23 protein-coding genes are annotated in these 19,901 nt (G+C 68.0%); 17 read left to right on the top strand and 6 right to left on the bottom strand.

What is annotated here, in order from left to right; translation table 11 throughout:
* Window positions 1-5 precede the first annotated feature (5 nt).
* Window positions 6-734 carry an acetolactate decarboxylase gene (budA, locus tag ACF3NP_RS07535; RefSeq protein ID WP_392398595.1) on the bottom strand — a complete coding sequence of 243 codons (729 nt, stop codon included), beginning with the start codon at window positions 732-734 and terminating at the stop codon, window positions 6-8.
* Window positions 735-792: 58 nt separating this feature from the next.
* Between budA and ACF3NP_RS07530 the strand changes: the two genes are divergently transcribed.
* From ACF3NP_RS07530 to ACF3NP_RS07515, 4 genes are read left to right on the top strand one after another with little or no spacing between them, the layout of a single operon-like run.
* On the top strand, window positions 793-1,956 hold the full coding sequence (locus tag ACF3NP_RS07530; RefSeq protein ID WP_392399143.1) for a 5-(carboxyamino)imidazole ribonucleotide synthase: 1,164 nt from the start codon (window positions 793-795) through the stop codon (window positions 1,954-1,956).
* Between the two features lie 4 nt (window positions 1,957-1,960).
* Window positions 1,961-2,464, top strand: coding sequence for a 5-(carboxyamino)imidazole ribonucleotide mutase (gene purE / locus ACF3NP_RS07525; protein ID WP_070845032.1), 504 nt, complete (start codon window positions 1,961-1,963; stop codon window positions 2,462-2,464).
* Window positions 2,457-2,924 (top strand): YdcF family protein, encoded by a 468-nt coding sequence (locus tag ACF3NP_RS07520; protein WP_392398594.1) that lies wholly within the window; start codon window positions 2,457-2,459, stop codon window positions 2,922-2,924. Before purE ends, ACF3NP_RS07520 begins: the two co-directional genes overlap by 8 nt.
* Before the next feature lie 28 nt (window positions 2,925-2,952).
* A complete protein-coding gene (locus ACF3NP_RS07515; protein WP_239356841.1) occupies window positions 2,953-3,225 on the top strand; it encodes a ribbon-helix-helix domain-containing protein in 273 nt (90 codons plus the stop codon).
* Between the two features lie 113 nt (window positions 3,226-3,338).
* Here the strand turns inward: ACF3NP_RS07515 and ACF3NP_RS07510 are convergent, their stop codons facing one another.
* Window positions 3,339-3,650, bottom strand: coding sequence for a hypothetical protein (locus ACF3NP_RS07510; RefSeq protein ID WP_239356839.1), 312 nt, complete (start codon window positions 3,648-3,650; stop codon window positions 3,339-3,341).
* Window positions 3,651-3,716: 66 nt separating this feature from the next.
* Entirely contained in the window at window positions 3,717-4,376 is a 660-nt protein-coding gene (locus ACF3NP_RS07505; RefSeq protein ID WP_392398593.1) for a TIGR03089 family protein, read from the bottom strand.
* Here ACF3NP_RS07505 and ACF3NP_RS12060 point away from each other — a divergent pair.
* A complete protein-coding gene (locus tag ACF3NP_RS12060; protein WP_262360355.1) occupies window positions 4,375-4,545 on the top strand; it encodes a hypothetical protein in 171 nt (56 codons plus the stop codon). The two genes, ACF3NP_RS07505 and ACF3NP_RS12060, sit on opposite strands and share 2 nt — an antisense overlap.
* A 15-nt stretch (window positions 4,546-4,560) precedes the next feature.
* Here ACF3NP_RS12060 and ACF3NP_RS07495 read toward each other — a convergent pair whose 3' ends face one another.
* On the bottom strand, window positions 4,561-6,159 hold the full coding sequence (locus ACF3NP_RS07495) for an LCP family protein (RefSeq protein WP_392398592.1): 1,599 nt from the start codon (window positions 6,157-6,159) through the stop codon (window positions 4,561-4,563).
* 81 nt (window positions 6,160-6,240) lie between these two features.
* On the opposite strand from ACF3NP_RS07495, the gene ACF3NP_RS07490 reads away from it, so the two are divergent.
* The 3 genes from ACF3NP_RS07490 to ACF3NP_RS07480 all read left to right on the top strand — a co-directional run bounded on the left by ACF3NP_RS07490 (window position 6,241) and on the right by ACF3NP_RS07480 (window position 8,904).
* Window positions 6,241-7,173 carry a glycosyltransferase family 2 protein gene (locus ACF3NP_RS07490; protein ID WP_392398591.1) on the top strand — a complete coding sequence of 311 codons (933 nt, stop codon included), beginning with the start codon at window positions 6,241-6,243 and terminating at the stop codon, window positions 7,171-7,173.
* Between the two features lie 35 nt (window positions 7,174-7,208).
* The gene (manB, locus tag ACF3NP_RS07485; protein ID WP_070844803.1) at window positions 7,209-8,327 is read left to right on the top strand and encodes a mannose-1-phosphate guanylyltransferase; all 1,119 of its coding nucleotides are present in this window, start codon (window positions 7,209-7,211) and stop codon (window positions 8,325-8,327) included.
* A 328-nt stretch (window positions 8,328-8,655) separates the two neighbouring features.
* Window positions 8,656-8,904: a WhiB family transcriptional regulator gene (locus tag ACF3NP_RS07480; RefSeq protein WP_171194374.1), complete on the top strand. Its 249-nt coding sequence runs from the start codon at window positions 8,656-8,658 to the stop codon at window positions 8,902-8,904.
* A 3-nt stretch (window positions 8,905-8,907) separates the two neighbouring features.
* On the opposite strand, the gene ACF3NP_RS07475 is transcribed toward ACF3NP_RS07480, so the two are convergent.
* Window positions 8,908-9,381, bottom strand: a complete 474-nt coding sequence (locus ACF3NP_RS07475) for a metallopeptidase family protein (RefSeq protein ID WP_070476127.1) — start codon at window positions 9,379-9,381, stop codon at window positions 8,908-8,910.
* A gap of 93 nt (window positions 9,382-9,474) precedes the next feature.
* Between ACF3NP_RS07475 and ACF3NP_RS07470 the strand changes: the two genes are divergently transcribed.
* The 4 genes from ACF3NP_RS07470 to manA are packed head-to-tail and all read left to right on the top strand — an operon-like array spanning window position 9,475 to window position 13,584.
* Window positions 9,475-9,942 (top strand): DUF3499 domain-containing protein, encoded by a 468-nt coding sequence (locus tag ACF3NP_RS07470; protein WP_239306709.1) that lies wholly within the window; start codon window positions 9,475-9,477, stop codon window positions 9,940-9,942.
* Between the two features lie 52 nt (window positions 9,943-9,994).
* On the top strand, window positions 9,995-11,365 hold the full coding sequence (locus tag ACF3NP_RS07465) for a phosphomannomutase/phosphoglucomutase (RefSeq protein WP_392398590.1): 1,371 nt from the start codon (window positions 9,995-9,997) through the stop codon (window positions 11,363-11,365).
* Window positions 11,366-11,390: 25 nt separating this feature from the next.
* Complete coding sequence (locus tag ACF3NP_RS07460) at window positions 11,391-12,392, top strand: hypothetical protein (RefSeq protein WP_392398589.1); 1,002 nt, start codon at window positions 11,391-11,393, stop codon at window positions 12,390-12,392.
* 10 nt (window positions 12,393-12,402) lie between these two features.
* The gene (manA, locus tag ACF3NP_RS07455; protein WP_392398588.1) at window positions 12,403-13,584 is read left to right on the top strand and encodes a mannose-6-phosphate isomerase, class I; all 1,182 of its coding nucleotides are present in this window, start codon (window positions 12,403-12,405) and stop codon (window positions 13,582-13,584) included.
* On the opposite strand, the gene ACF3NP_RS07450 is transcribed toward manA, so the two are convergent.
* Window positions 13,581-14,609 carry a hypothetical protein gene (locus ACF3NP_RS07450; protein ID WP_392398587.1) on the bottom strand — a complete coding sequence of 343 codons (1,029 nt, stop codon included), beginning with the start codon at window positions 14,607-14,609 and terminating at the stop codon, window positions 13,581-13,583. The genes manA and ACF3NP_RS07450 overlap by 4 nt on opposite strands.
* 223 nt (window positions 14,610-14,832) lie before the next feature.
* On the opposite strand from ACF3NP_RS07450, the gene ACF3NP_RS07445 reads away from it, so the two are divergent.
* The 5 genes from ACF3NP_RS07445 to lpqB are packed head-to-tail and all read left to right on the top strand — an operon-like array spanning window position 14,833 to window position 19,900.
* Window positions 14,833-15,183, top strand: coding sequence for a hypothetical protein (locus tag ACF3NP_RS07445; protein ID WP_269508038.1), 351 nt, complete (start codon window positions 14,833-14,835; stop codon window positions 15,181-15,183).
* A gap of 4 nt (window positions 15,184-15,187) precedes the next feature.
* Window positions 15,188-15,796, top strand: coding sequence for a dTMP kinase (locus ACF3NP_RS07440; protein WP_070476148.1), 609 nt, complete (start codon window positions 15,188-15,190; stop codon window positions 15,794-15,796).
* A gap of 35 nt (window positions 15,797-15,831) precedes the next feature.
* On the top strand, window positions 15,832-16,515 hold the full coding sequence (gene mtrA / locus ACF3NP_RS07435; RefSeq protein WP_070476151.1) for an MtrAB system response regulator MtrA: 684 nt from the start codon (window positions 15,832-15,834) through the stop codon (window positions 16,513-16,515).
* 33 nt (window positions 16,516-16,548) lie between these two features.
* Entirely contained in the window at window positions 16,549-18,204 is a 1,656-nt protein-coding gene (gene mtrB, locus ACF3NP_RS07430; RefSeq protein ID WP_239356830.1) for an MtrAB system histidine kinase MtrB, read from the top strand.
* Window positions 18,146-19,900 carry an MtrAB system accessory lipoprotein LpqB gene (gene lpqB, locus ACF3NP_RS07425; RefSeq protein ID WP_392398586.1) on the top strand — a complete coding sequence of 585 codons (1,755 nt, stop codon included), beginning with the start codon at window positions 18,146-18,148 and terminating at the stop codon, window positions 19,898-19,900. Before mtrB ends, lpqB begins: the two co-directional genes overlap by 59 nt.
* The last annotated feature ends 1 nt before the right edge of the window (window position 19,901 follow it).

Here is a 19,901-nt window from a genome sequence, read left to right as displayed (position 1 = left end):
GCTTGTTAGCCCTTGATCTCGGTGGTGTGCAGCTGCTCGTCCAGGTCCTCGGGGGACAGCTTGCCGCCCAAGAACTCGGCGGTGACGGGCAGGTGCAGCTCCATGTCGGTGCCGGGGCACAGCTCGATCACGGCCTCGTCGACGGTGTAGTCCAGCACGTGGCCGCCGCGCGAGTGCTCGTCGTTGATGAAGTGCACGTGGCAGCCCGGCACGCCGATGCCCTTGGCGTACATGGGGGTGCGGAAACCGCCGATGACACCTTCGACGTCGGTGAAGACGTGCTCCGCGTCGTCGGAGACGGCCTCGGACATTGGCAGGTAGGGCTTTTCCTGCTTGGTCACGGTGCGCACCACCACTTCCTTGAAACGGCCGGTGATTTTCACGGCGGTGAAGAAGTTGTGGCTGGGTTCGGCGTTGTCGATGAACTTGGCCAGCTCGGAGCGGACCATGCCGGCGGGCGCGTCGAATCGCATCCTCGGCACGAAGTTGGTCACCACGGTAAAGGGGGTGCGCTGGTCCAAATCGGCCACGCGTGCCTTGCCGTCGGAGGTGAGCTGGTGGCACACCCCGTCCAGGATGAGCATCTCGCCGTCGAGCGCGTCGAAGGTGCCCAGGCCGAAGTTGCCTTTGCTCAGGATGTCGCTGATGGTCAGCTCGCCGTCGTAGATGCCGTCGAGAAGCGCGGTCATCAGCGAGTTTTGGAAGATGGTGTGGCGGGCGATCGTTTCAGACATGGCTGCGATGCTAGTCGGAGGGGCGACTACAGTGTGCAGAGTGAGTAACGCCTATGGGATGCCCGTCGTCGCCGTCATCGGCGACGGCCAGTTGGCACGGATGATGCAGACGGAAGCGATCGAGCTCGGCGTGGAGACCCGCGTGCTGGCGGCAAGCAAGGACGCCTCGGCCGCGCAGGTGTTCGGCGATGTGCGCCTCGGCGACTACACCAAGCTCGAGGACCTGCGCGCGGTCGTGGATGGCGCGGATGCGGTCACCTTCGACCATGAGCATGTGCCCAACGAGTACGCGCAATTGCTTATCGACGATGGCGTGGCCGTCGAACCCCGCCCCGATGCTTTGATCTACGCGCAGGACAAACTCGAGCAGCGCAAGCGCCTGTCCGAGGCCGGCCTGCCGGTGCCGGCGTTTACGGCGATCGAGTCGGCGGCGGACGCCGAGGCGTTCTGGGATGAGACTGGCGGCCAGGTGTGTCTGAAAGCCACCCGCGGCGGCTACGACGGCCACGGGGTGTGGTTCCCGTCGTCACGCGAAGAGTGCGCCGAGCTGGTCGAGGACCTGCTGGGCCGCGACCTGCCGCTGATGGCGGAGAAGAAGGTCGCGTTCACCCGTGAGCTTTCCGCGATGGTGGCGCGCAACCGCTCCGGCGACGTGCGCGCCTGGCCGGTGGTGGAGTCGCGCCAGGACGGCGGCATCTGCCGCGTGGCCATCGCGCCCGCGCCGGGCATGTCCCCGGAGCTGGCCAAACGCTGCGAGGAGCTCGCCGTGCAGGTCGCCGAAGGCTTGGGCGTGACCGGCGTGTTGGCCGTGGAGCTGTTCGAGTACGAGGGCGACAACGGCCCGGAAGTGTCGGTCAACGAGCTGGCCATGCGCCCGCACAACACCGGCCACTGGACCCAGGACGGGTGCGTGACCTCCCAGTTCGAGCAGCATGTGCGGGCTGTGCTGGATTGGCCGTTAGGTGCCGTCGATAAGCTTTCGCCCGCAACCGTCATGGTCAACACCCTCGGCGGCGACGAGGACCCCTCCGTGCCGATGGCCGAGCGCGTCATTGCGGTGATGCGCAAGTACCCGCAGGCCAAGGTGCACCTCTACGGCAAGGACCACCGCCCCGGCCGCAAGATGGGCCACGTCAACGTGTGCGCCGACACCGTCGAGGAAGCGCTCGCCGTGGCCGAGGACGCCGCGCACTACATCATCCACGCAACCTGGAAGGACTAGACACATGGCACAGCCAGTCGTTGGCATCATCATGGGCTCCGACTCGGACTGGGACACCGTCGCCCCGGCCGCCGAGGTGCTCGCCGAATTCGGCATCCCCTTCGAAGTGGGCGTGGTCTCCGCGCACCGCACGCCGGAGAAAATGCTGGCCTACGCCAAGGAAGCGCACACGCGCGACCTGCAGGTGATCATCGCCTGCGCCGGCGGGGCGGCGCACCTTCCGGGCATGGTGGCGGCAGCGACCCCGCTGCCGGTCATCGGCATCCCGCGCGCCCTGGACACGCTGGACGGGCTGGACTCGCTGCTGTCCATCGTGCAGATGCCGGGCGGCGTGCCGGTGGCGACCGTCTCCATCGGCGGGGCGAAAAACGCAGGCCTTCTGGCCGCGCGCATCCTGGGTGCCGCCGACCCGTCCGTGCAGCGCAAGATGGTGGACTACCAGGCGCGCATGGCGGCCGAGGTCGAGCGCAAGGACGAGGCGCTACGCAAGCGCCTGATGGGTGAATAACCCAATCGTCGTGCTGGGCGCCCGCATCGTCGACGGGCGCCCCTCGCGCATGCTCGAATTCCGGCTGCGCCGGGCGCTCGAGGTGTGGCGCGCGGCCCCCGCGCCGCTGGTCGTCTCCGGTTTTGAGGAGGCCCCGGTGATGGCGGCGTGGCTCGTGGAGCACGGGGTGCCCGAGTCGGGGGTGGTGCTGGAGCCGGAGGCGCGCTCCACCAACGAAAACCTGGAGCGCTCCCGGGCGCTGTTCCCGGAGGTCGAGTGCCTGACCGTGGTGACCAGCGGGTTTCACGTGTTGCGCACCCGCGTGTGGGCGTGGCACCTGGGTATTCCGGTGCAGTTGGTGGCGGCACCGACCCCGGAGACGTCGCGGGTGAAAAACTACGCGCGGGAGGTGGTGGCGCTGCCGCACTCCGTGGCGCGGGTGGTTTGGCGCCGTTTCGTGCGCCGCGTGCTCGGGCGGTAGGGGTCGGATTTTCGTATACGATATCCGCATGGAAAAGATCCACGGCAAATCGATCACCGAAGAGCAAATTCAGCGGTGGGCTGATGAGGCTGAAGCGGGTTACGACCTTTCAAAGCTGCCGGCTCCGCGCCGAGGTCGTCCACCAGTAGGTAAAGGTGCAGGCACGGTCGTGCCGGTGCGTCTCGACGACGAAACGGTCGCCGCCCTCATGGCCCGCGCCGAAGCGGAGGGTCTGGCCACCCGGTCGGATGCGATCCGTGAGGCTATCCGGCAGTGGACTGGGGCAGACCTACAGAGCTAAACCCCGAGTAAGTGATCCAGAGTAAGGCCGATTTTGGGCCATACTCTGGATCCCTTACCCGGGGTTTGTGGAATGGGGGTCGCGCCGAGACGGGGGCCGCGCGGCCGGAAGCGCTACTTCTGCAGACCCGGCAGGTTCAGGCCCAGGTGCGGGCCGGCGAAGTACAGGCCGGCGGCGCCGATGGTGGCCACGATGGCGAGGATGCCGGTGAGCAGGCCGGCGAAACGCATGGCGTTGTCGATCTCGTCCTGGGTGAACTCGGAACTGCCCGGGCCGCTGGACTGTTTTTCCTTCGCCGGGGCGGCGGTGTCGGTTGCCGGGGCGGCGGTGGCCACCGGGGCGGCGCCGGCGACGAGGGCGACGGCGAGCGCGGGGGCGATGGCGCGGCGGGAGATAGAGCTGGTGAGCATGGGCGGTCCCTTCATGGGCGTGAGTGTATCCGCCACAGGATAGCCGACCGGGCCAGAATAACCAGCCACAGCCCCGCCGCGTTACTGCCCGTCGATGAAGCGGGTGACTTTCTCCGCTTCGGCGATCTCTTTCAGCCGCTCGGCGGACACCAGCCCGGTGACCACCACGACGGAGCCGCCGGCGGCGATGGGGCCGAGCACGTTCGCGGCGAACTCCTCGGTGGTGTGCCAGTCCTGCACCAGGTAGCGCTCCGCCTCAATGCCGGGCACCGCGAACGAGCTCAGCGCAGGCGAGGTGCCGAAGTAGTCGTCGCCGTAGAAGCGCACGGTGGGTCCGAAGTCCACGGTGCCCACGGGCAGTTCGCCGCCGGCTTCCACCACGCCGCGGCCGAACGGGTCGTCGGAGACCACCACGCAATCGGGCACCTCGCTCCACCGCGCGGCGCCGTCCAGGGTGGTGAAGATGAGGTCGGGGGCGGGGGCACCTGTGGCGTCGATAAGCGGGGTGCGCGAGGAGTTGTACGCGCCGATGGCGATGACCGCCGCTTGCCACGACACCGGCAGATCGATAGCGACCTCGTCGCCGGCGTCGAATTCCTCGTCGAGCATGTTGGCGACCTTGCTGGCCCAGTTGTCCAGCGTCTGCGCCGAAAAATCCATGCGCACGCCGCGGGAGTCGTCGTAGACGGTCAGGCGCGGCGTCGAGGGGTCGGTCTGCATTAGCGGTGCGAGCATGCTCATGCCCGCCCATCGTAAGGGGCAATTGCTTTACGACGCCAACATGATCGACGCGCCCGGCCCCAACGGCAAGTCGAATTGGTACCAGATAAACAGCAGTACCACCCAGAACAGCCAGAACACCACGGTGAACACGATCAGGCGCGACATCAGGGTGCCGATGCCGGACTAGGTGTCGGGGGCGGGGCTAGTTCACGCAGCGCGGGCTGTCGCCGTCCGCCTTGATCTCGGGGCCGATCTCGGTGGCGCCGAAATCCTCGCCCGGCGTGCCCACAGGCGCCTCCTGCTGCGCTTCCTCCTCAGTCATGAGACCCGGGCCTGCGTAATCGTCGGCCACGACCGCCACCATCGTGCCCGGCTCGAGCGTGGCGTTGGCCACCACCGGCACACCGCCGAGGATCCGCGCGAGCTCCTGGGCGGCAGGGTCGTCCGCGTCGGGCGCCACAACCTGGCTCTGGTAGTACAGGCCGTCCATTGCGTTGGCCACCTCGGAAACTTGGATGCCCTGTTTGCCCAGCTCCTCGCCGACGCGGCCCGCCTGGCCCGGCACAGCCCCGGCATTGAGCACGATGACGTCCTGGGAGCTAAGCGTCGACGACGCCGCGGAGTCGGAAGAGTCTGCGGAGTCGGAGGTCTCGGTGGTGTCCTCTTCCTGATCGGGCTCCACCGCGTCTTCCATGAACCGGTGCACCTGGGCCACGTCGACGGTGACGATAGATTCGCCGTAGTCGCCCACACCGTTGACGGAGGTCACCGGAATGGTGGTGAAGGTGACGTTGTCGCCGGCCAAGCCGGAAAGTTGCTGGGCGAAGCGGACCACGTCCCAGTCCTTATCCAGCGTGACGGAGCGCTCGGCGGCGTTAGCCAGCTCGCGCAGGCGCGCCGGATTGGTCAGGGTGCCCGCGGAGAGCATGGTGCGCACCAGCGACGCCATGAACGTCTGCTGGCGGACAATGCGGTCGAGGTCGCCGCGCGGCAGGTCGTGGCGCTGGCGCACGAACGACAACGCCTGCGTGCCGTTGAGCGTCTGCACGCCGGCGGGGAAGTGGGCGCCGGACAGCGGCTCGTCCACCGCGTTGTTCAGGCACACGGTCACGCCGCCGACGGCGTCGGTGAGCAAGACGAAGCCGAGCAGGCCCACCTGCGCGAAGTGGTCCACCTCCACGCCGGTGAGGTCGGCCACCGCGTCGATCAGCCCCTCTTGGCCCGCGCGCGCGACCCGCTGCTCCAGCTCGGGGCCTTCGGACATGCCCTCTTCCTCGACCAGCTCTTCGCGCTTGTCGGCAGCGTAGGCGCCGTAAACGCCGTTGATCTTGAGGTTGCCGTAAGTGGAGTCGTGGACGTAGGTGTCGCGCGGGATGGAAACGGCCGTCGCCTTCGAGCCGTCCTCCGGGATGCGGACAACCATGATGGTGTCGGTGTTGATCTCGCCGTCGGCCACACCGGCGTTGAGGCGGGCGAGCTCGTCCTCGCTTAAGGGGTTGCCCTGCGCGTCCGTGCGCGAGTCGGAGCCGACGAGCAGGATATCCACCGCGCCGTCGAGCACCGCGTCGTCCTTGTTGCCCTTGCCCTTGGATTTGCTCTGGGAGCTCACGTCCAGCTCCGAGGCGGACAGCTGCCCGCCCAAACGGCCGACGGCGAAGTAGCCGACGCCGGACAGGGTGATCGCCAGGGCGGAGACTACAGCCAGCACTCCTTTGACCACAGGGTGGCCGGACTGGGACACGTCTCGCGTTCGCGATGGTGCCGCCTGAATGTCGCGGGCACGGCGGTTGGGGTCAGTCACGCGGGGAAGTATACGACATTCCCTCCCGAATACCCTCGGCTGTGCCTGTGCCGTACACCAATTCCGGCCCCACTGGTGGGTATGATTCCAGCCATTGTGAACGCAGACTTTCTCCATCCGACTGACGCACCGCTTGCCGTGATTACGGTGACGTACTCGCCGGGCGAGCATTTGTCGCACCTGATTGCGTCGCTCGACGCGGCGACGCGCGGCGAGGTGCATTTGGTCTGCGCGGACAACGGCTCCACCGACGGCGCGCCGCAGCGCGCGGCCGCTCAGCACGAACACGTGGAGTTCCTCCCCACCGGCGGAAACATCGGCTACGGGGCGGCGATTAATGTCGCGGCCGCGGCGCTGGCGGAGCGTCGAGAAGCGAATGCGATCCGAAACGACTACTTCCTCATCGTCAACCCCGACGTCGAGTTCGGCCCGGGCAGCATCGACGAGCTGATCCGCTGCATCGACGCCGCTCCAAAGGCGGGGGCGGCGGGCCCGCGCATCGAGGAAGCGGACGGCTCCGCGTACCCCAGCGCCCGCGAGGTGCCCGGGCTTGCCACAGGCATCGGGCATGCATTGCTTTACGACGTCTGGCCACGCAACCCGTTTTCCCGCGCCTACAAGGCGGACGCGAACATGCACGTCCAGCGCACCGCAGGGTGGCTCTCGGGCGCGTGCCTGCTGGTGCGGTGGGACGCGTTCGACGCCATCGGCGGCTTCGACGAGCGCTACTTCATGTACCTCGAAGACATCGACTTCGGCGACCGGCTTTCTCGCGCCGGGTGGGACAACCTGTACTGCCCGTCGTCGGTGATCCTGCACGACCAGGGTCACGTGGCCAGCAAGTTCCGCAAGGTCACGGTGCCCGCCCATCACGGTTCGGCCTACCGCTTCCAGCGCGACAGGCACCCGCACCCGTGGCAGGCACCGCTGCGGTGGGCGTTGTGGCTCGGGCTGAAGGTGCGCGGGGCGTTCCAACTTGGCCTGCGCAAACCGCGGCGGCGCACCGATACTTAGTTAGACCACAAACACCAGGAAGAAAAGGACAAGCAATGGCAACTTCGGAGCACATCGGCGCCGCGCAGGCGCCCGACGGGGCAGTCACTGAGATGGACGCGGTGATCCTGGTGGGCGGGCGCGGCACGCGTCTGCGCCCGCTGACGGTGTCCACCCCGAAGCCGATGCTGCCCACCGCGGGCTACCCGTTTTTGGCGCACCTGCTTGCCCGCATCAAGGCGGCAGGCATGAACCACGTGGTGCTGGGCACGTCGTACAAGGCTGAGGTATTCGAGGAGTACTTCGGCGACGGCTCCGAGTTCGGCTTGGAAATCGAGTACGTGGTGGAGGAAGAGGCCCTCGGCACCGGCGGCGGCATCCGCAACGTGTACGACAAGCTGCGCTACGACAACGCCATGGTGTTCAACGGCGATGTGCTCTCCGGCGCGGACCTGTCCGCCATCGCCACCACCCACGTGGACAAGGACGCCGACGTGACGCTGCACCTGGTGCGCGTGCCGGATCCGCGCGCGTTCGGCTCGGTGCCTACCGACGAGGACGGCAACGTGCTGGCGTTTTTGGAGAAGACGGAGGATCCGCCGACCGACCAGATCAACGCCGGCTGCTACGTGTTCAAGCGTTCTGTGATCGAGCAGATCCCGGCCGGGCGCGTGGTGTCGGTGGAGCGCGACACGTTCCCGGGTCTGCTGGAGGCGGGCGCGAAGGTGGTCGGCCACGTGGATTCGTCCTACTGGCGCGACATGGGCCGCCCGGACGATTTCGTCCAGGGGTCTTCCGATGTGGTGCGCGGCATCGCGTACTCGCCGTTGCTCGAGGGGCGTACGGGCGAGTCGCTTGTGGACGACTCCGCTGGCGTCGCGCACGGCGTCATCCTCATCGGTGGCACGGCTGTGGGCCGCGGCTGCGAGATCGGGGCCGGCTCGCGTGTGGACGACTCGGTGATTTTCGACGGCGTGACCATCGAGCCTGGCGCGATGGTGCGCAACTCGATTATCGCCGCTGGTGCGCGGATCGGCGCGAACGCGCGGATCACGGACTGCGTGATCGGCGAAGGGGCAACGATTGGCGCGCGTTGCGAGCTGCAGGCGGGCATGCGCGTGTGGCCGGGCGTGGAAATCCCGGATTCGGGAGTGCGTTTCTCTCCGGACGCGTAAGCGACACGCCAAAACTGAAAAATAGTTGCTCAATTCGGCGCCGCTACCATATGTAGTACCCCCGATGTGCACCCCCATCTTCTGGCGCGTGTGACTAATGTGACTCGTGTGACGAGCGACGTGGGAAATGGGGGGCGGGGGACCGAAACTGCAGAATTCTGGTTGCGGCTATTTAGTGTCCCGGTGTGTAATCACAGCAGTGTTATCCGCAGTGCCCGCCAGCCGGGAACTGCGGTCACCACTCTTATACGACCGACAAGCAACTAAGGAAGGTAATGGCGTGGAAAACCAGGCAGACGCCACCCTCCGCGGCGCGGCCGCAGGAGGGATGACCCTCGACGAGTTGTTCGGCGCCGTCGAGCAGGAGTGGCAGGATCAGGCGCTGTGCGCCCAGACCGACCCGGAGGCGTTTTTCCCGGAGAAGGGCGGCTCCACCCGCGAGGCGAAGCGGATCTGCAAAGCGTGCGCAGTGCGCGACGAGTGCTTGGAATACGCGCTCGAGCACGACGAGCGTTTTGGCATTTGGGGCGGGCTCTCCGACCGTGAGCGCCGCCGCCTGAAAAAGCAGATCGGCTAAGCCCTACCAGGGGAAGTCTGGGGAGATAGTCCTCGGATCCAAGTTGAGGTAATTGGCCACAAGAGCGGTCAGAACCCAGGTGATGAGTTCTGACCGCTCTTGTGTTTGCGCTGCCCGGTGCTCGATGGGCATGCGGAACACCACGAAGCGTGCGCGGGTGGGGTTGCCCTGCTTGTCCACCCCGGCCTGCAGCACGCGCCCGAGCGGCACCGGGCCGTCGGCGATGATCTCGTCCGGAAACACCGTCATGTCGGGGCTGAGACGCATCCGGGGAATAGTGTCCACGGCAAGGTCCACGCCGGCCAGCTCGTTGAAGTACTGGTTGTGCAGCGGTGCGTAGGCGTCGATGACCAGCTGGTCGAAGCTGTCTGCGCGGGTGCGGTAGCGCGGCACGCCGATCGGCAGGATGGGCCCGCGCACACCGTGGCCGTGGCGGTTGCGGGCCGGTTGCACGTGGGAGGGGCCAGTGGAGCTCATAGCTGGCAATGCTATTGCGCCGCGGGGCGCAGGTGGCGCGGGCGCGCCGCGTTGCACTATCGAAATCTCAATGTGGGGTTTAGACTTGGCGCCGTGAATATCTACCGCCGTTGTTGCCGCCCCGGGTGCGGCCGGCCCGCCGTGGCCACGCTGATCTACGCGTACGCGGATTCGACGGCAGTTATCGGGCCGCTCGCGCCCGCCCCGGACCCGCACGCGTGGGATCTGTGCGAGCGCCATTCCGCGCACATCACCGCCCCGGTGGGCTGGGAGCTAGTCCGCGTCGAGCACGTCGAACTCGACGACGACGAACTGGACGAGGAGAACACCGACATCACCGCACTCGCGGAGGCGGTGCGCGAAGCAGGACGGGTGACCACCGGGCTGGTGGAAACCGGCCAGGACCCGATCGAGTACTCGGCGGAGAAAGACTTCAACAACCCGGACACCTCCAACCACCCGGTGCACCGCACGAAGCGGGTGGAGGAGCAGATCGCGGCGGCCAAGGCGGCGCGTCGCTCCCACCTGCGCATCGTGCCGGACCCGGAGGTAGAGCAGTAGCAACAGCGGTCTGCGCAGGCCCGTGTCGGGGGCGCGCGATAAGATACCGCGCATGGCTATTGAGCACACAGAAGCAACGCTGAAAAGCGTGATCAAGGCGTACGACGTCCGCGGCGTCGTCGGCGAGACCATCGACGAGGACTTCGTCCGCACCGCTGGCGCGGCGTTCGCGCACATCCTGCGCGGGGAAGGCGAGACCCGCATCGCGGTCGGCCACGACATGCGCCCGTCCTCGCCGGCGCTTGCAGACGCCTTCGCGCAAGGCGCCGCCAGCCAGGGGATCAACGTGACCCTGCTGGGCCTGACGTCCACCGACGAGCTCTACTTCGTCGCCGGCACCCAGCGCTGCGCCGGCGCGATGTTCACAGCCTCGCACAACCCGGCGCAGTACAACGGCATCAAGCTCTGCCGTGCGGGCGCGACCCCGGTGTCCACGGACACCGGCCTGGGCGAGATTGGCCGCATGATCCTCGAGGGCGTGCCGGGGTACGAGGGGGAAGCGGGAGTCGTCGATAAGCATGACGCCCTGGAGGAGTACGCCTCCTACCTGCGCGAGCTTGTGCCGGTGCCCACGCGCCGCAAGCTTGTTGTCGCGGTGGACGCGGCCAACGGCATGGCCGGCATGACGGTGCCGGCGGTGCTGGGGGACATGGACATCCGCCCGCTGTACTTCGAGCTCGACGGCACCTTCCCCAACCACGAGGCGAACCCGCTGGACCCGAAGAACCTGGTGGACCTGCAGAAGTTCACCGTGGAGCAGGGCGCGGACATCGGCCTGGCTTTCGACGGCGACGCGGACCGCTGCTTCGTGGTGGACGAGCGCGGCGAGGCCGTCTCGCCGTCCGCGATCACCGCGCTGATTGCCACCCGTACGCTTGAGCAGCACCCGGGCGCGACGATCATCCACAACCTGATCACCTCGCGCGCGGTGCCGGAGCTGATCGAAGAGCACGGCGGCAAGGCGGTGCGCACCCGCGTCGGCCACTCCTACATCAAGGCGCAGATGGCGGAGCACTCCGCGCTGTTCGGCGGCGAGCACTCCGCGCACTACTACTTCTCCGAGTTCTTCAACGCCGACTCCGGCCTGGTGGCCGCGCTGCACGTGCTGGCCGCGCTGGCGGAGCAGGACGCGCCGCTGAGCGAGCTGATGGGCGCCTACGAGCGCTACACCGCCTCCGGCGAGATCAACTCTGAGGTCGCCGACCAGGCCGCCGCCACGAAGCGCGTGGTGGACGCGTTTGCGGACCGCGCGGAATCCGTGGACACCCTCGACGGCGTGACGGTGCAGCTGAAGGACTCCAAGGCGTGGTTCAACGTGCGCGCCTCCAACACCGAGCCGCTGCTGCGCCTGAACGCCGAGGCGCCGACGCGCGAGGAGGTGGACGCGCTGACCGAGGAAATCCTCGGCATCATCCGCGCATAAGCTTCCCCGCGTACGCTCGCGGGGTATGAGCGGATTTTCCAGGGAAGACGCCCTGTTTTTCGACATCGCCCACGAGGGCGCCCAGCTCCGCGCCGTGGGCCAGGCGGCGCACCTGCTTGCGGGGCTGCGCGGGCTTGCACCCCGCAGCGTGGTCGTGCTGGCCACCGACCAGGTCGCGGCCACCGCGGCGCGGGCGGTGGCGGCGTTCGCCGCCCCGCTCGATGTGCCGGTTGTGGTCGCCGACCAGCTTCCGGCGTACGTCGGCGCGCTCGACGTCGTGGTAGTTGTGGGCGACAACGCCGGCCGCGAGGAGGATCTGCGCGGTTTGACCACCGCTGCCAGCCGCGGCGCCGAGACCATCCTCGCGGGCCCGAATACGGGGCCCTTGCTTGACGACGCACCACAGGCCGCCACCGTCATCCCCGCCCTGCCCGACACCGCCGGGGCCTCCCCGCTTCGCACCTGCGCCGTGGTCGGCGCGGTGCTGCTCGCGCTGCGCCAGCCGGCCGAAGTGGTGGCGGAGCGCTTCGAGCTCTTGGCCTCGGAGGTGGACGCCGAGCTGGAGTCTGTTTCCCCAAGGCGCGACGTGGCGGTCAACGCCGCGCGAAAGCTGCGCGCGCAGGCCGAGGGCGCCCGTGTGCTCCACACCGGCGTCGGGCGGGCAGGAAGCGCGGTGGCAGAGCTGGTGGCGGCATTGTGGTCCACGCACGGCATCCCTGCTTCCGCCGTGGGCGCGGAGGAACTTCCCTTCGCCGTCGAGCGTGCTCAGGAGGGCAATTCCACGGCTGGCGCGGACGATTTGTTCCACGACCCCTACATCGACGGCCCCGCGAAGCTGGTAGGTTTAACAACCGTTGTTTGGTCGTGCGGGACCGCCAGCCCGGTGGTCTCGGCGGGCAGCCGGGTCGAGTCCGTGGAGACGGACGTGGATGATCCGGCGGCCCGTGCGGCGCGCCTGGTTGCCAGGGCGTACGCGGCGACGGCGCTTGCAGCCGACGCCGCCGATGCCGCCGCCTCGGAGGAGTAGAAGGAGAACCATGGAGCACCTTGAAGGAGCTCTGCGCCCCTACCCCTGGGGCTCCCACACGTTGATCGCTCAGCTGCGCGGCGAGCCTTCGCCGAGCCCGCAGCCCCAGGCGGAACTCTGGTTCGGCGCCCACCCGGCGGCCCCGGCGACGGTGAACGGGCAGGGCCTGGACGACGCCATCGCCGCCGACCCGGCCGCCGCGTTGGGCAAGCGCGTGCAGGACGCGCACGGCGACCAGCTGCCGTTTCTGGTCAAGCTGCTCGCCGCGGCCGCGCCCTTGAGCATTCAGGCCCACCCCTCGCTGGAGCAGGCCAAGGAAGGCTTCGCGCGCGAAAACGCCGAGGGCATCGAGCTAAACAGCCCGAACCGCAACTACAAGGACCCGAACCACAAGCCGGAGCTCATCGTGGCGCTGACCGAGTTCCGCGCGTTGGCCGGGTTCCGCCCGGTGCCGGACACCGCCGCGTTTTTCGCCGAGCTGAGCAGTCCGGAGCTGGACCGCTACGCCACCTTGCTGCCCACGGACGGCGAAGGGGATCTGCGGGCGTTGTTCACCACGTTGATTTCCCTGCCGCACCAGCCGCGGGTGGAGCTGATCGAATCGGTGAAGCGTGCTGCGGCGGAGCTCGTCGACAAGCGAAACGCCCCCGAGTGGATGGTGGAGGCCGCGGAGGTCTACCTCGAGCTCAACCAGACCTACCCGGGCGATGTGGGCGTACTGGCGGCGCTGCTGCTCAACGTGCTCACCCTTGCACCCGGCGAGGCGGCGTTTCTGCGCGCCGGCCAGCTGCACGCCTACCTGTCCGGTCTGGGCGTGGAGGTGATGGCGAACTCCGATAACGTGCTGCGCGGCGGGTTGACCACCAAGCACGTGGATGTGCCGGAGCTGGTGAAGGTGCTGGACTTCAGCACCCTGGAAAACCCGCGGGCGGAAACGGCCCCGTCGCACGGCGGCGTGGAGTTCCAGCTTCCTGTGGACAGTTTCGCGGTGCGCATGCATGCGCTTGACGACGGCGACACGTTGGCCGTCGACGAAGACGGCCCCGCGATCGTGCTGTGCACCGCCGGCGAAGTGCGCGGCGCCGACGGGTTCGTCTTAACGCAGGGCAACGGCGCCTGGGTCCCGGCGAGCGAGGCGGCGACGGAAATCACCGCAGCCGGCAAATCCCAGGTGTTTGTGGCGACGGTCTAACGGCCGGTGATCTTGTCAATCACGTCGCGGGCCGTCACGCCTTCTTTCTCGCGCGGGTAGCCTGCGACATCTTCCTTGCCCGCGACGGGAGTCGGCGCCTCATTGCCTCCCGTGGCGGCATCCGGGGTCTGCGGCGCCTCGCTCGGCTGAGCGCTGCCCTGCGGTGCGGCGTCTGCCGCGCTTTCGGTGCCGGGAACCGATTGCGCTGCGGCTCCTGCGCCCTGCATCCGCATCTCCGGGCGCTGGTCTTCCTGCGCGGCGGGGGATCCAGGCTCGGACGGGGTGCCCTCTTGCATTCCGTCCGGCACGTGCGACGGACCAGAGCCGTGGCCCGGCTGTGCCGTTGGCTCAGACTGCTCCGGCTGCTGCGTGGTCTGCGGCTGATCCGGACGCTTCGACGGCTGCACCTCGGATCCACCCGGTGCCGGGGTGGCGGCGGTGCTCGTCTGCGCGGCGCCGCCGTCGCCCGGCTCGCGCGGCGGGGTGCTGCCCGGCGTCTGCTGGGAGGTGGTGCGGTTGTCCGCGGAGGCCGGAGTGGGCTCCGCCGCCGGGTTGGCACCCTGAGGGGCGGCCATGGGCCGGGCCGGAGACGGCACGATGTTGGACGGGCGGTACACGCGCGACGGCTGCGTGGACTCCTGCGCCGGAGCGACTACCGCGTGCGGCGGCAGGTAGGGGTCGTGCGCCGCGTTGTAGCCGGTGGGCATGGAAGCGCCTGCGCGCCCCGCGCCGGAGCCTGCCGCGCCCGCATCCGCGCCGTGGTGCGCGGCGGGGCCGTTGTCGGGGGAGTTGGTGGAGCTGCGCACGGTGCGGGTGTGCGTGAGGTTCTCCGTCACCGTCTCCGTTGTCGGGCTCGCGGTGGTGGAGGCGGCGCTGTTGCCAGTGGTGCCAGCGGCTTCCGCGGTAAACCCGGCGCGGTTGTTCTGGCCGGGGCCGGAGGTCGCCCACACCGTGAAACCGACGACGGCAGCAAGCAGTGCACCTGCGCCGATGAACACGGCTACCCGGCGTGCTGTCCCTTCCACGGTGACTCCTCCCGCGGGCGTTTCCGGCCCGCGCATTGGTTACAACTTGGTAACGTTTGGCTTCGTAGCACTGTTTATAGCACGTCATCGTGAAATGGGGAACCCCTGCGCGGCGAGTTGTTTTGCGTTTGTGTGCCCCGGAGCGTCGTTTTGCCGTATACAAATGGGTGCGACACGTTGTGCGGGCGCCCGCTCGCGCACCATCTACGGAAGGAGCGCCGCAGTGAGTACTTGGGACGAGCAGATTTTCACGGTCGATGCCAACACGGACTTCCTGGACGAGCTAGTCGATCTTGATTTCGAGGATGTTTTTGAGGCGGTCCGTGACGCGGTGCTCCTCGCCGCGAAGCAGGATCCCTCTGAGGAAGAGCTGCTCAACGGCCAGGCCGCAGCCACCATCGCGGCGATCTGGGCGGGCGCGCCGTTTTCCGCCGGCGAGATTGCGGAGACGTACCCGTTTATCCGCCTGCGCCCAGACGAGATGGACGAGCAGTTGGTGGAGTCTGCCGCTTCCGTGCTCGAGGAGGCGGACACTGAGGAGGACTTGGAGCAGTTCCTCGAGGCGCTGGCGTAGCTGAATGATTGTTGCAGTTGAAGGCATCGACGGCGCGGGCAAGAACACGCTAGTCACTGCGGTGAAGGAGCGCTTCGGCGCTGAGACGCTAGCGTTTCCGCGCTATGAAACGTCCGTGCATGCGCAGCTGGCGCACGACGCCTTGCATGGGCGCATGGGCGACCTGACGGATTCGGCGTTCGGTATGGCCACCCTGTTCGCCCTGGACAGGCATGGGGCGAAGCAGCTTCTCGACGGCTTCGCTGGCGACCCGCACAGCGTCATCGTCCTGGATCGTTATGTCGCCTCCAACGCGGCGTACACGAGCGCGCGCACGGGCGACCCGGCCGCCGTGAAGTGGGTCCACGACCTGGAGTTTGGAAAGTTGGGGCTGCCCAAGCCCGACTTGCAGGTGCTGGTGGACACCACCCCGGACGTTGCGCGCGAGCGCGCGGAGGCGCGCGAGGAACAGGACGCGACGCGCACCCGGGACCGCTACGAGCGCGACGTGGCGCTGCAGGTGGCGACGTTTCAGGCGTACGCCGAGCTCGCGGAGCGCAACTGGGCGAGCCGGTGGCTTCGCACGTCGGAACCGGCGGTTATCATGCAGGTAGTGGGCGAGCTGGCGCAGTAAGGCCAGCTCAGCGCGAAAAGGATAGAGGAGGACGCATGGCACCGAAGATCCTCGTGGTGGACGACGACCCGGCGATCAACGAGATGCTGACAATCGTGCTGGAGGCCGAGGGGTTCCAGACCAGCTCCGTGACGGACGGTGCCGAGGCGGTGCCCGCCTTCCGCTCGTTCGACCCGGATTTGATCCTTCTGGATCTGATGCTGCCGGGGATGAACGGCATCGACATCTGCCGCGAGATCCGCAAGGAGTCCGCGGTGCCGGTGGTCATGCTCACCGCCAAGACGGACACGGTGGACGTCGTGCTGGGCCTGGAGTCCGGCGCGGACGACTACATAACCAAACCCTTCAAGCCGAAGGAGCTTGTCGCCCGTATCCGCGCGCGCCTGCGCCGCACGGACGAGACTCCGGCGGACGTCTTCGAGGTCGGCGACCTGACCGTGGACGTGCCGCAGCACACCGTCACCCGCGGCGACGAGGAGATCCAGCTGACCCCGCTGGAGTTCGACCTGCTGGTGGAGATGGCACGCAAGCCGAACCAGGTGCACTCGCGCGAGGAGCTGTTGGAGTCCGTGTGGGGCTACCGCAACGCCTCCGACACACGCCTGGTCAACGTGCACGTGCAGCGCCTGCGCTCCAAGATTGAGCACGACCCGGAAAACCCGGAGATCATCCTCACCGTCCGCGGCGTGGGCTACAAGACCGGTAAGTCGGAGGTGTAGCACCTGGACGCCATACGTCGTGTCGGCGACCGGGTGCGGCACGCCTGGTCCACGAAACTGCAGGTCCGCTTCGTGGGCACGGTGCTGCTCGTGTCCACGGTCGTGATGTCTGTGCTTGGCTTCGCGCTGGCGTCCGTTGTCACCGACCGCATCACCGCAGCCAAGATCGAAACCGCCACTGTGGAAATCGAACGCGCGCGTTCGACCGTGGAGTACCAGCTGGCCAACTCTGGCTCCTCCGCCTCGTTGCAGGCGCGCCTGAATTCGGCGCGCGCCGGGCTGACGCAGCGCGCGCAGGAAAGCGGCGACTCCGCCAGCTTCTACGAGCCTGTGCTGGTGGTGGAGGCGCCGAACGGTGCTGTGACGTCGTCGCCGGAGGCTTACCAAATTCCGAAGCGCCTGGGCGACTATGTTGAAGACGGCAACGTGGCCTACCAGTTCGCCACCGTGGAGCGCCCGGACGGCTCGGCCTACGACGCGCTGATTGTGGGCACCCCGACCAACGCCGACATCCCCAACCTTCGCTTGTACCTGGTGATGAACATGGAAAGCGAAGTCTCCACGGTCGCACTCATGCGCGGCATCTTGGCGTCCGCCGCGGTGATCGTCGTGGTGCTGCTGATGGGCATTTCCTGGCTGGCGTCCCAGCAGATTGTGGCGCCGGTGCGCTCCGCCTCGCGCACCGCGCAGCGCTTCGCATCAGGCCACCTCCGGGAGCGCATGCCTGTCGACGGCGAGGACGAGATGGCCGTGCTGGCCATGTCTTTCAACGACATGGCGGACACCTTGAGCAAGCAGATTGCCAACCTGGAGGAGTACGGCTCGCTGCAGCGCCAGTTCACCTCCGACGTCTCCCACGAGCTGCGCACTCCGCTGACCACGGTGCGCATGGCGGCGGATCTGATCGCGGCGAACGAGGATTCGCTGGAACCGGCGACGAAGCGCGCCTCGGAGCTGATGACCAGCGAGTTAGACCGCTTCGAAGCGCTGCTCAACGACCTGCTGGAGATCTCCCGCCACGACGCGGGCGTGGCTGAGCTCTCCGCGGCGAACGTGGACGCCCGCCAGCCGGTGGAGTCCGCTTGGCAGCAAACCCAGCACCTGGCCGAGGAGCTGGACGTGGACGTCATCTTCGACATCCCGGACGAGCCGCAGACGCTGGAAGGCGACGCCCGCCGCATCGAGCGCGTGGTGCGCAACCTCATCGCCAACGCCATCGACCACTCGGAAGGCAACCCGGTCACCGTGCGCATGCGTTCCAACGACGAGGCGGTGGCGATCACCGTCACCGACGGCGGCGTGGGCCTGAAGACAGGCGAAGAGGACCTGGTGTTCAACCGCTTCTGGCGCGCCGACAAGTCCCGCAAGCGCCACTCCGGCGGCACCGGGCTGGGCCTGGCCATCGCACGCGAGGACGCGCAGCTGCACGGCGGCGTGCTCGATGCGATCGGCGAGTACGGGGTGGGCTCGCAGTTCCGCCTCGTGCTGCCGCGCGACATCGAGGCCGGTTTCACGGAATCGCCGCTTCCGCTCGAGGCGCCGCGCGCTATCGCCCCCGAAGCGCTCGACGCCCCGGAGGACACCGAAGGCGCCGGTGACGCGGCAGCCGGCGGCGGCGACGGGGGAGCTGATGGAGGGGCACCTTTGGACGTCGATAAGCGAAGGCTCCAGGAGGACACCGATGCGTAAAACACTCGCCTGCCTCACGGTGGCGCTGACGACCCTGGCCGCCGGCTGCGCCTCGCTGCCCACGAACTCGGCGCCGCATGTGATCCGCTCCTTCGCGCCCGAGGAGACGGAAACGCAGGCCGCGGGGCCGAAGGACGGCCAGGAATCGGACCTTCTGCTGCGCGACTTCTACCATGCCTCTGCCACCCCCGACAGCGACTACGAGGCGGCGCGCGCCTACCTCACCGAGGGCGCTTCCGCCGCGTGGGACCCGAGCGGGCAGAAACTCGTGGTGGACAGCATCGGCATGACCACCCTGCCGGGATCCTCAGTGGGGCAGCGCAGCTACTCGGTGCACGGCGAAGTCGTCGGAGTGGTGCGCTCCGGCGGTTCATACTCGCCGGAACGCGGAGACTATGAGGCCACCATCGACATGGAGATGGTGGACGGGCAATGGCGCATCTCCTCGCTGCCGGAAGGCGTCGTGTTCGAGCGCACGGAGCTGCGCAACCAGTACCAGCCGTACAACCTGTACTTCTTCGACCAGGACGACCGGGAGCTGGTCACCGACCGCCGCTGGGTGCACTCGCGCCGCGAAACGCTGGCGAGCGACCTGATCGGGCTGCTCATGGAAGGCCCCTCGGAGCGGCTACGGCCCGCGCTCACCGGATCGCTGCCCTCGAGCGTGTCCTACACGGGAGAACAGGACGGCGCCTACACCTTCACCGGCTTCGCCGGCGTGAGCGAGGACGAACGCGCCCGCTTCGCGGCCCAGGTGGTGTGGACGCTCGCCACCGCGGGTGTCACCGGGCCCTACGAGCTCAAGGCCGACGGGCAACCGCTTATCGACGGCACCGACAGCCTCGACACCGACGACTTCATCGCCGCGAGCCCGCTGGTGGAAACCGTCGGCGAAACCAAGCTGTACGCCCTGGCGGGCGGCAAGGTCGTCCGCGTGGACGAGCGATCCACGCAGCCGGTGGAGGGCTCACTCGGCGCCGCGAGCGACGTCATCTTCGCCGACATCGCCAAGGACGGGGAGTGGGCCGCCATTTTCGGCAAACCCGGCGATGCCGAGGACGATATCTTCCGCGTGGGCAAGTTCGACGGATCCGAGGCCGAGGTCATGCGCGCGGGCACGTTCACCCGCCCCGCCTTTGAACCGGACGCGGCGGCGGTGTGGACGGTAGCTGACGGCAAGCGGATCCTGCGCACGGTGCAGTCCGCCGCCACCGGCAGCCTGACCACCGGCGAGGTCAAAGTGGAACTGCCCGACGGCGTGGACGGCAACATTTCCGTGCTGCGGCTGTCGCGCACCGGCACCCGGGTGGTCATGGTGATCGACGGCCGCCTCTACACCGGCATCGTGCGCCGGCAACCCTCCGGCGAGCGTTCCATCGTCAACGTCTACGAGTACGCGCATGAACTCTCAGGCAGCGTGATCTCCGCAGACTGGCGCCCGGACGGCTCCCTCTTGGTAGGCACGACCTCCACTACACCGGTGATGCGCGTGGAGCAGGACGGCTCCTCCATGACCGCGATGTCCGCCGGCAACATTTCGGCGCCGGTGGTGGCGGTGGCGGCGTCGCCGAGCACGCTATACGTCACCGACGCTAACGCGCTTTTGCAGGTGCCGGCCTCCGGTGCGGACAACCCGATCTGGCGCGAGGTGCCGGGACTGGAAGGCGTGCGCGCGCTGCCGATCACTTCGCGCTAGC

This window comes from Corynebacterium lehmanniae (genome assembly GCF_043161975.1).
Taxonomy (GTDB): domain Bacteria; phylum Actinomycetota; class Actinomycetes; order Mycobacteriales; family Mycobacteriaceae; genus Corynebacterium; species Corynebacterium lehmanniae.
This window is presented reverse-complemented; position numbering and strand designations above follow the sequence as displayed.

Bases quoted from the DNA above. Each gene is read 5' to 3' on its own strand.
- ACF3NP_RS07505 (WP_392398593.1), bottom strand. From the start codon at position 4,376: ATGAGCATGCTCGCACCGCTAATGCAGACCGACCCCTCGACGCCGCGC.
- lpqB (WP_392398586.1), top strand. From the start codon at position 18,146: ATGGAGGGGCACCTTTGGACGTCGATAAGCGAAGGCTCCAGGAGGACA.
- ACF3NP_RS07460 (WP_392398589.1), top strand. From the start codon at position 11,391: ATGAGCGGATTTTCCAGGGAAGACGCCCTGTTTTTCGACATCGCCCAC.
- purE (WP_070845032.1), top strand. From the start codon at position 1,961: ATGGCACAGCCAGTCGTTGGCATCATCATGGGCTCCGACTCGGACTGG.
- manB (WP_070844803.1), top strand. From the start codon at position 7,209: ATGGCAACTTCGGAGCACATCGGCGCCGCGCAGGCGCCCGACGGGGCA.
- ACF3NP_RS07510 (WP_239356839.1), bottom strand. From the start codon at position 3,650: ATGAAGGGACCGCCCATGCTCACCAGCTCTATCTCCCGCCGCGCCATC.
- budA (WP_392398595.1), bottom strand. From the start codon at position 734: ATGTCTGAAACGATCGCCCGCCACACCATCTTCCAAAACTCGCTGATG.
- ACF3NP_RS07465 (WP_392398590.1), top strand. From the start codon at position 9,995: ATGGCTATTGAGCACACAGAAGCAACGCTGAAAAGCGTGATCAAGGCG.
- manA (WP_392398588.1), top strand. From the start codon at position 12,403: ATGGAGCACCTTGAAGGAGCTCTGCGCCCCTACCCCTGGGGCTCCCAC.
- ACF3NP_RS07490 (WP_392398591.1), top strand. From the start codon at position 6,241: ATGATTCCAGCCATTGTGAACGCAGACTTTCTCCATCCGACTGACGCA.
- mtrA (WP_070476151.1), top strand. From the start codon at position 15,832: ATGGCACCGAAGATCCTCGTGGTGGACGACGACCCGGCGATCAACGAG.
- ACF3NP_RS07530 (WP_392399143.1), top strand. From the start codon at position 793: ATGCCCGTCGTCGCCGTCATCGGCGACGGCCAGTTGGCACGGATGATG.
- ACF3NP_RS07440 (WP_070476148.1), top strand. From the start codon at position 15,188: ATGATTGTTGCAGTTGAAGGCATCGACGGCGCGGGCAAGAACACGCTA.
- ACF3NP_RS07480 (WP_171194374.1), top strand. From the start codon at position 8,656: ATGACCCTCGACGAGTTGTTCGGCGCCGTCGAGCAGGAGTGGCAGGAT.
- ACF3NP_RS12060 (WP_262360355.1), top strand. From the start codon at position 4,375: ATGCCCGCCCATCGTAAGGGGCAATTGCTTTACGACGCCAACATGATC.
- ACF3NP_RS07475 (WP_070476127.1), bottom strand. From the start codon at position 9,381: ATGAGCTCCACTGGCCCCTCCCACGTGCAACCGGCCCGCAACCGCCAC.
- ACF3NP_RS07515 (WP_239356841.1), top strand. From the start codon at position 2,953: ATGGAAAAGATCCACGGCAAATCGATCACCGAAGAGCAAATTCAGCGG.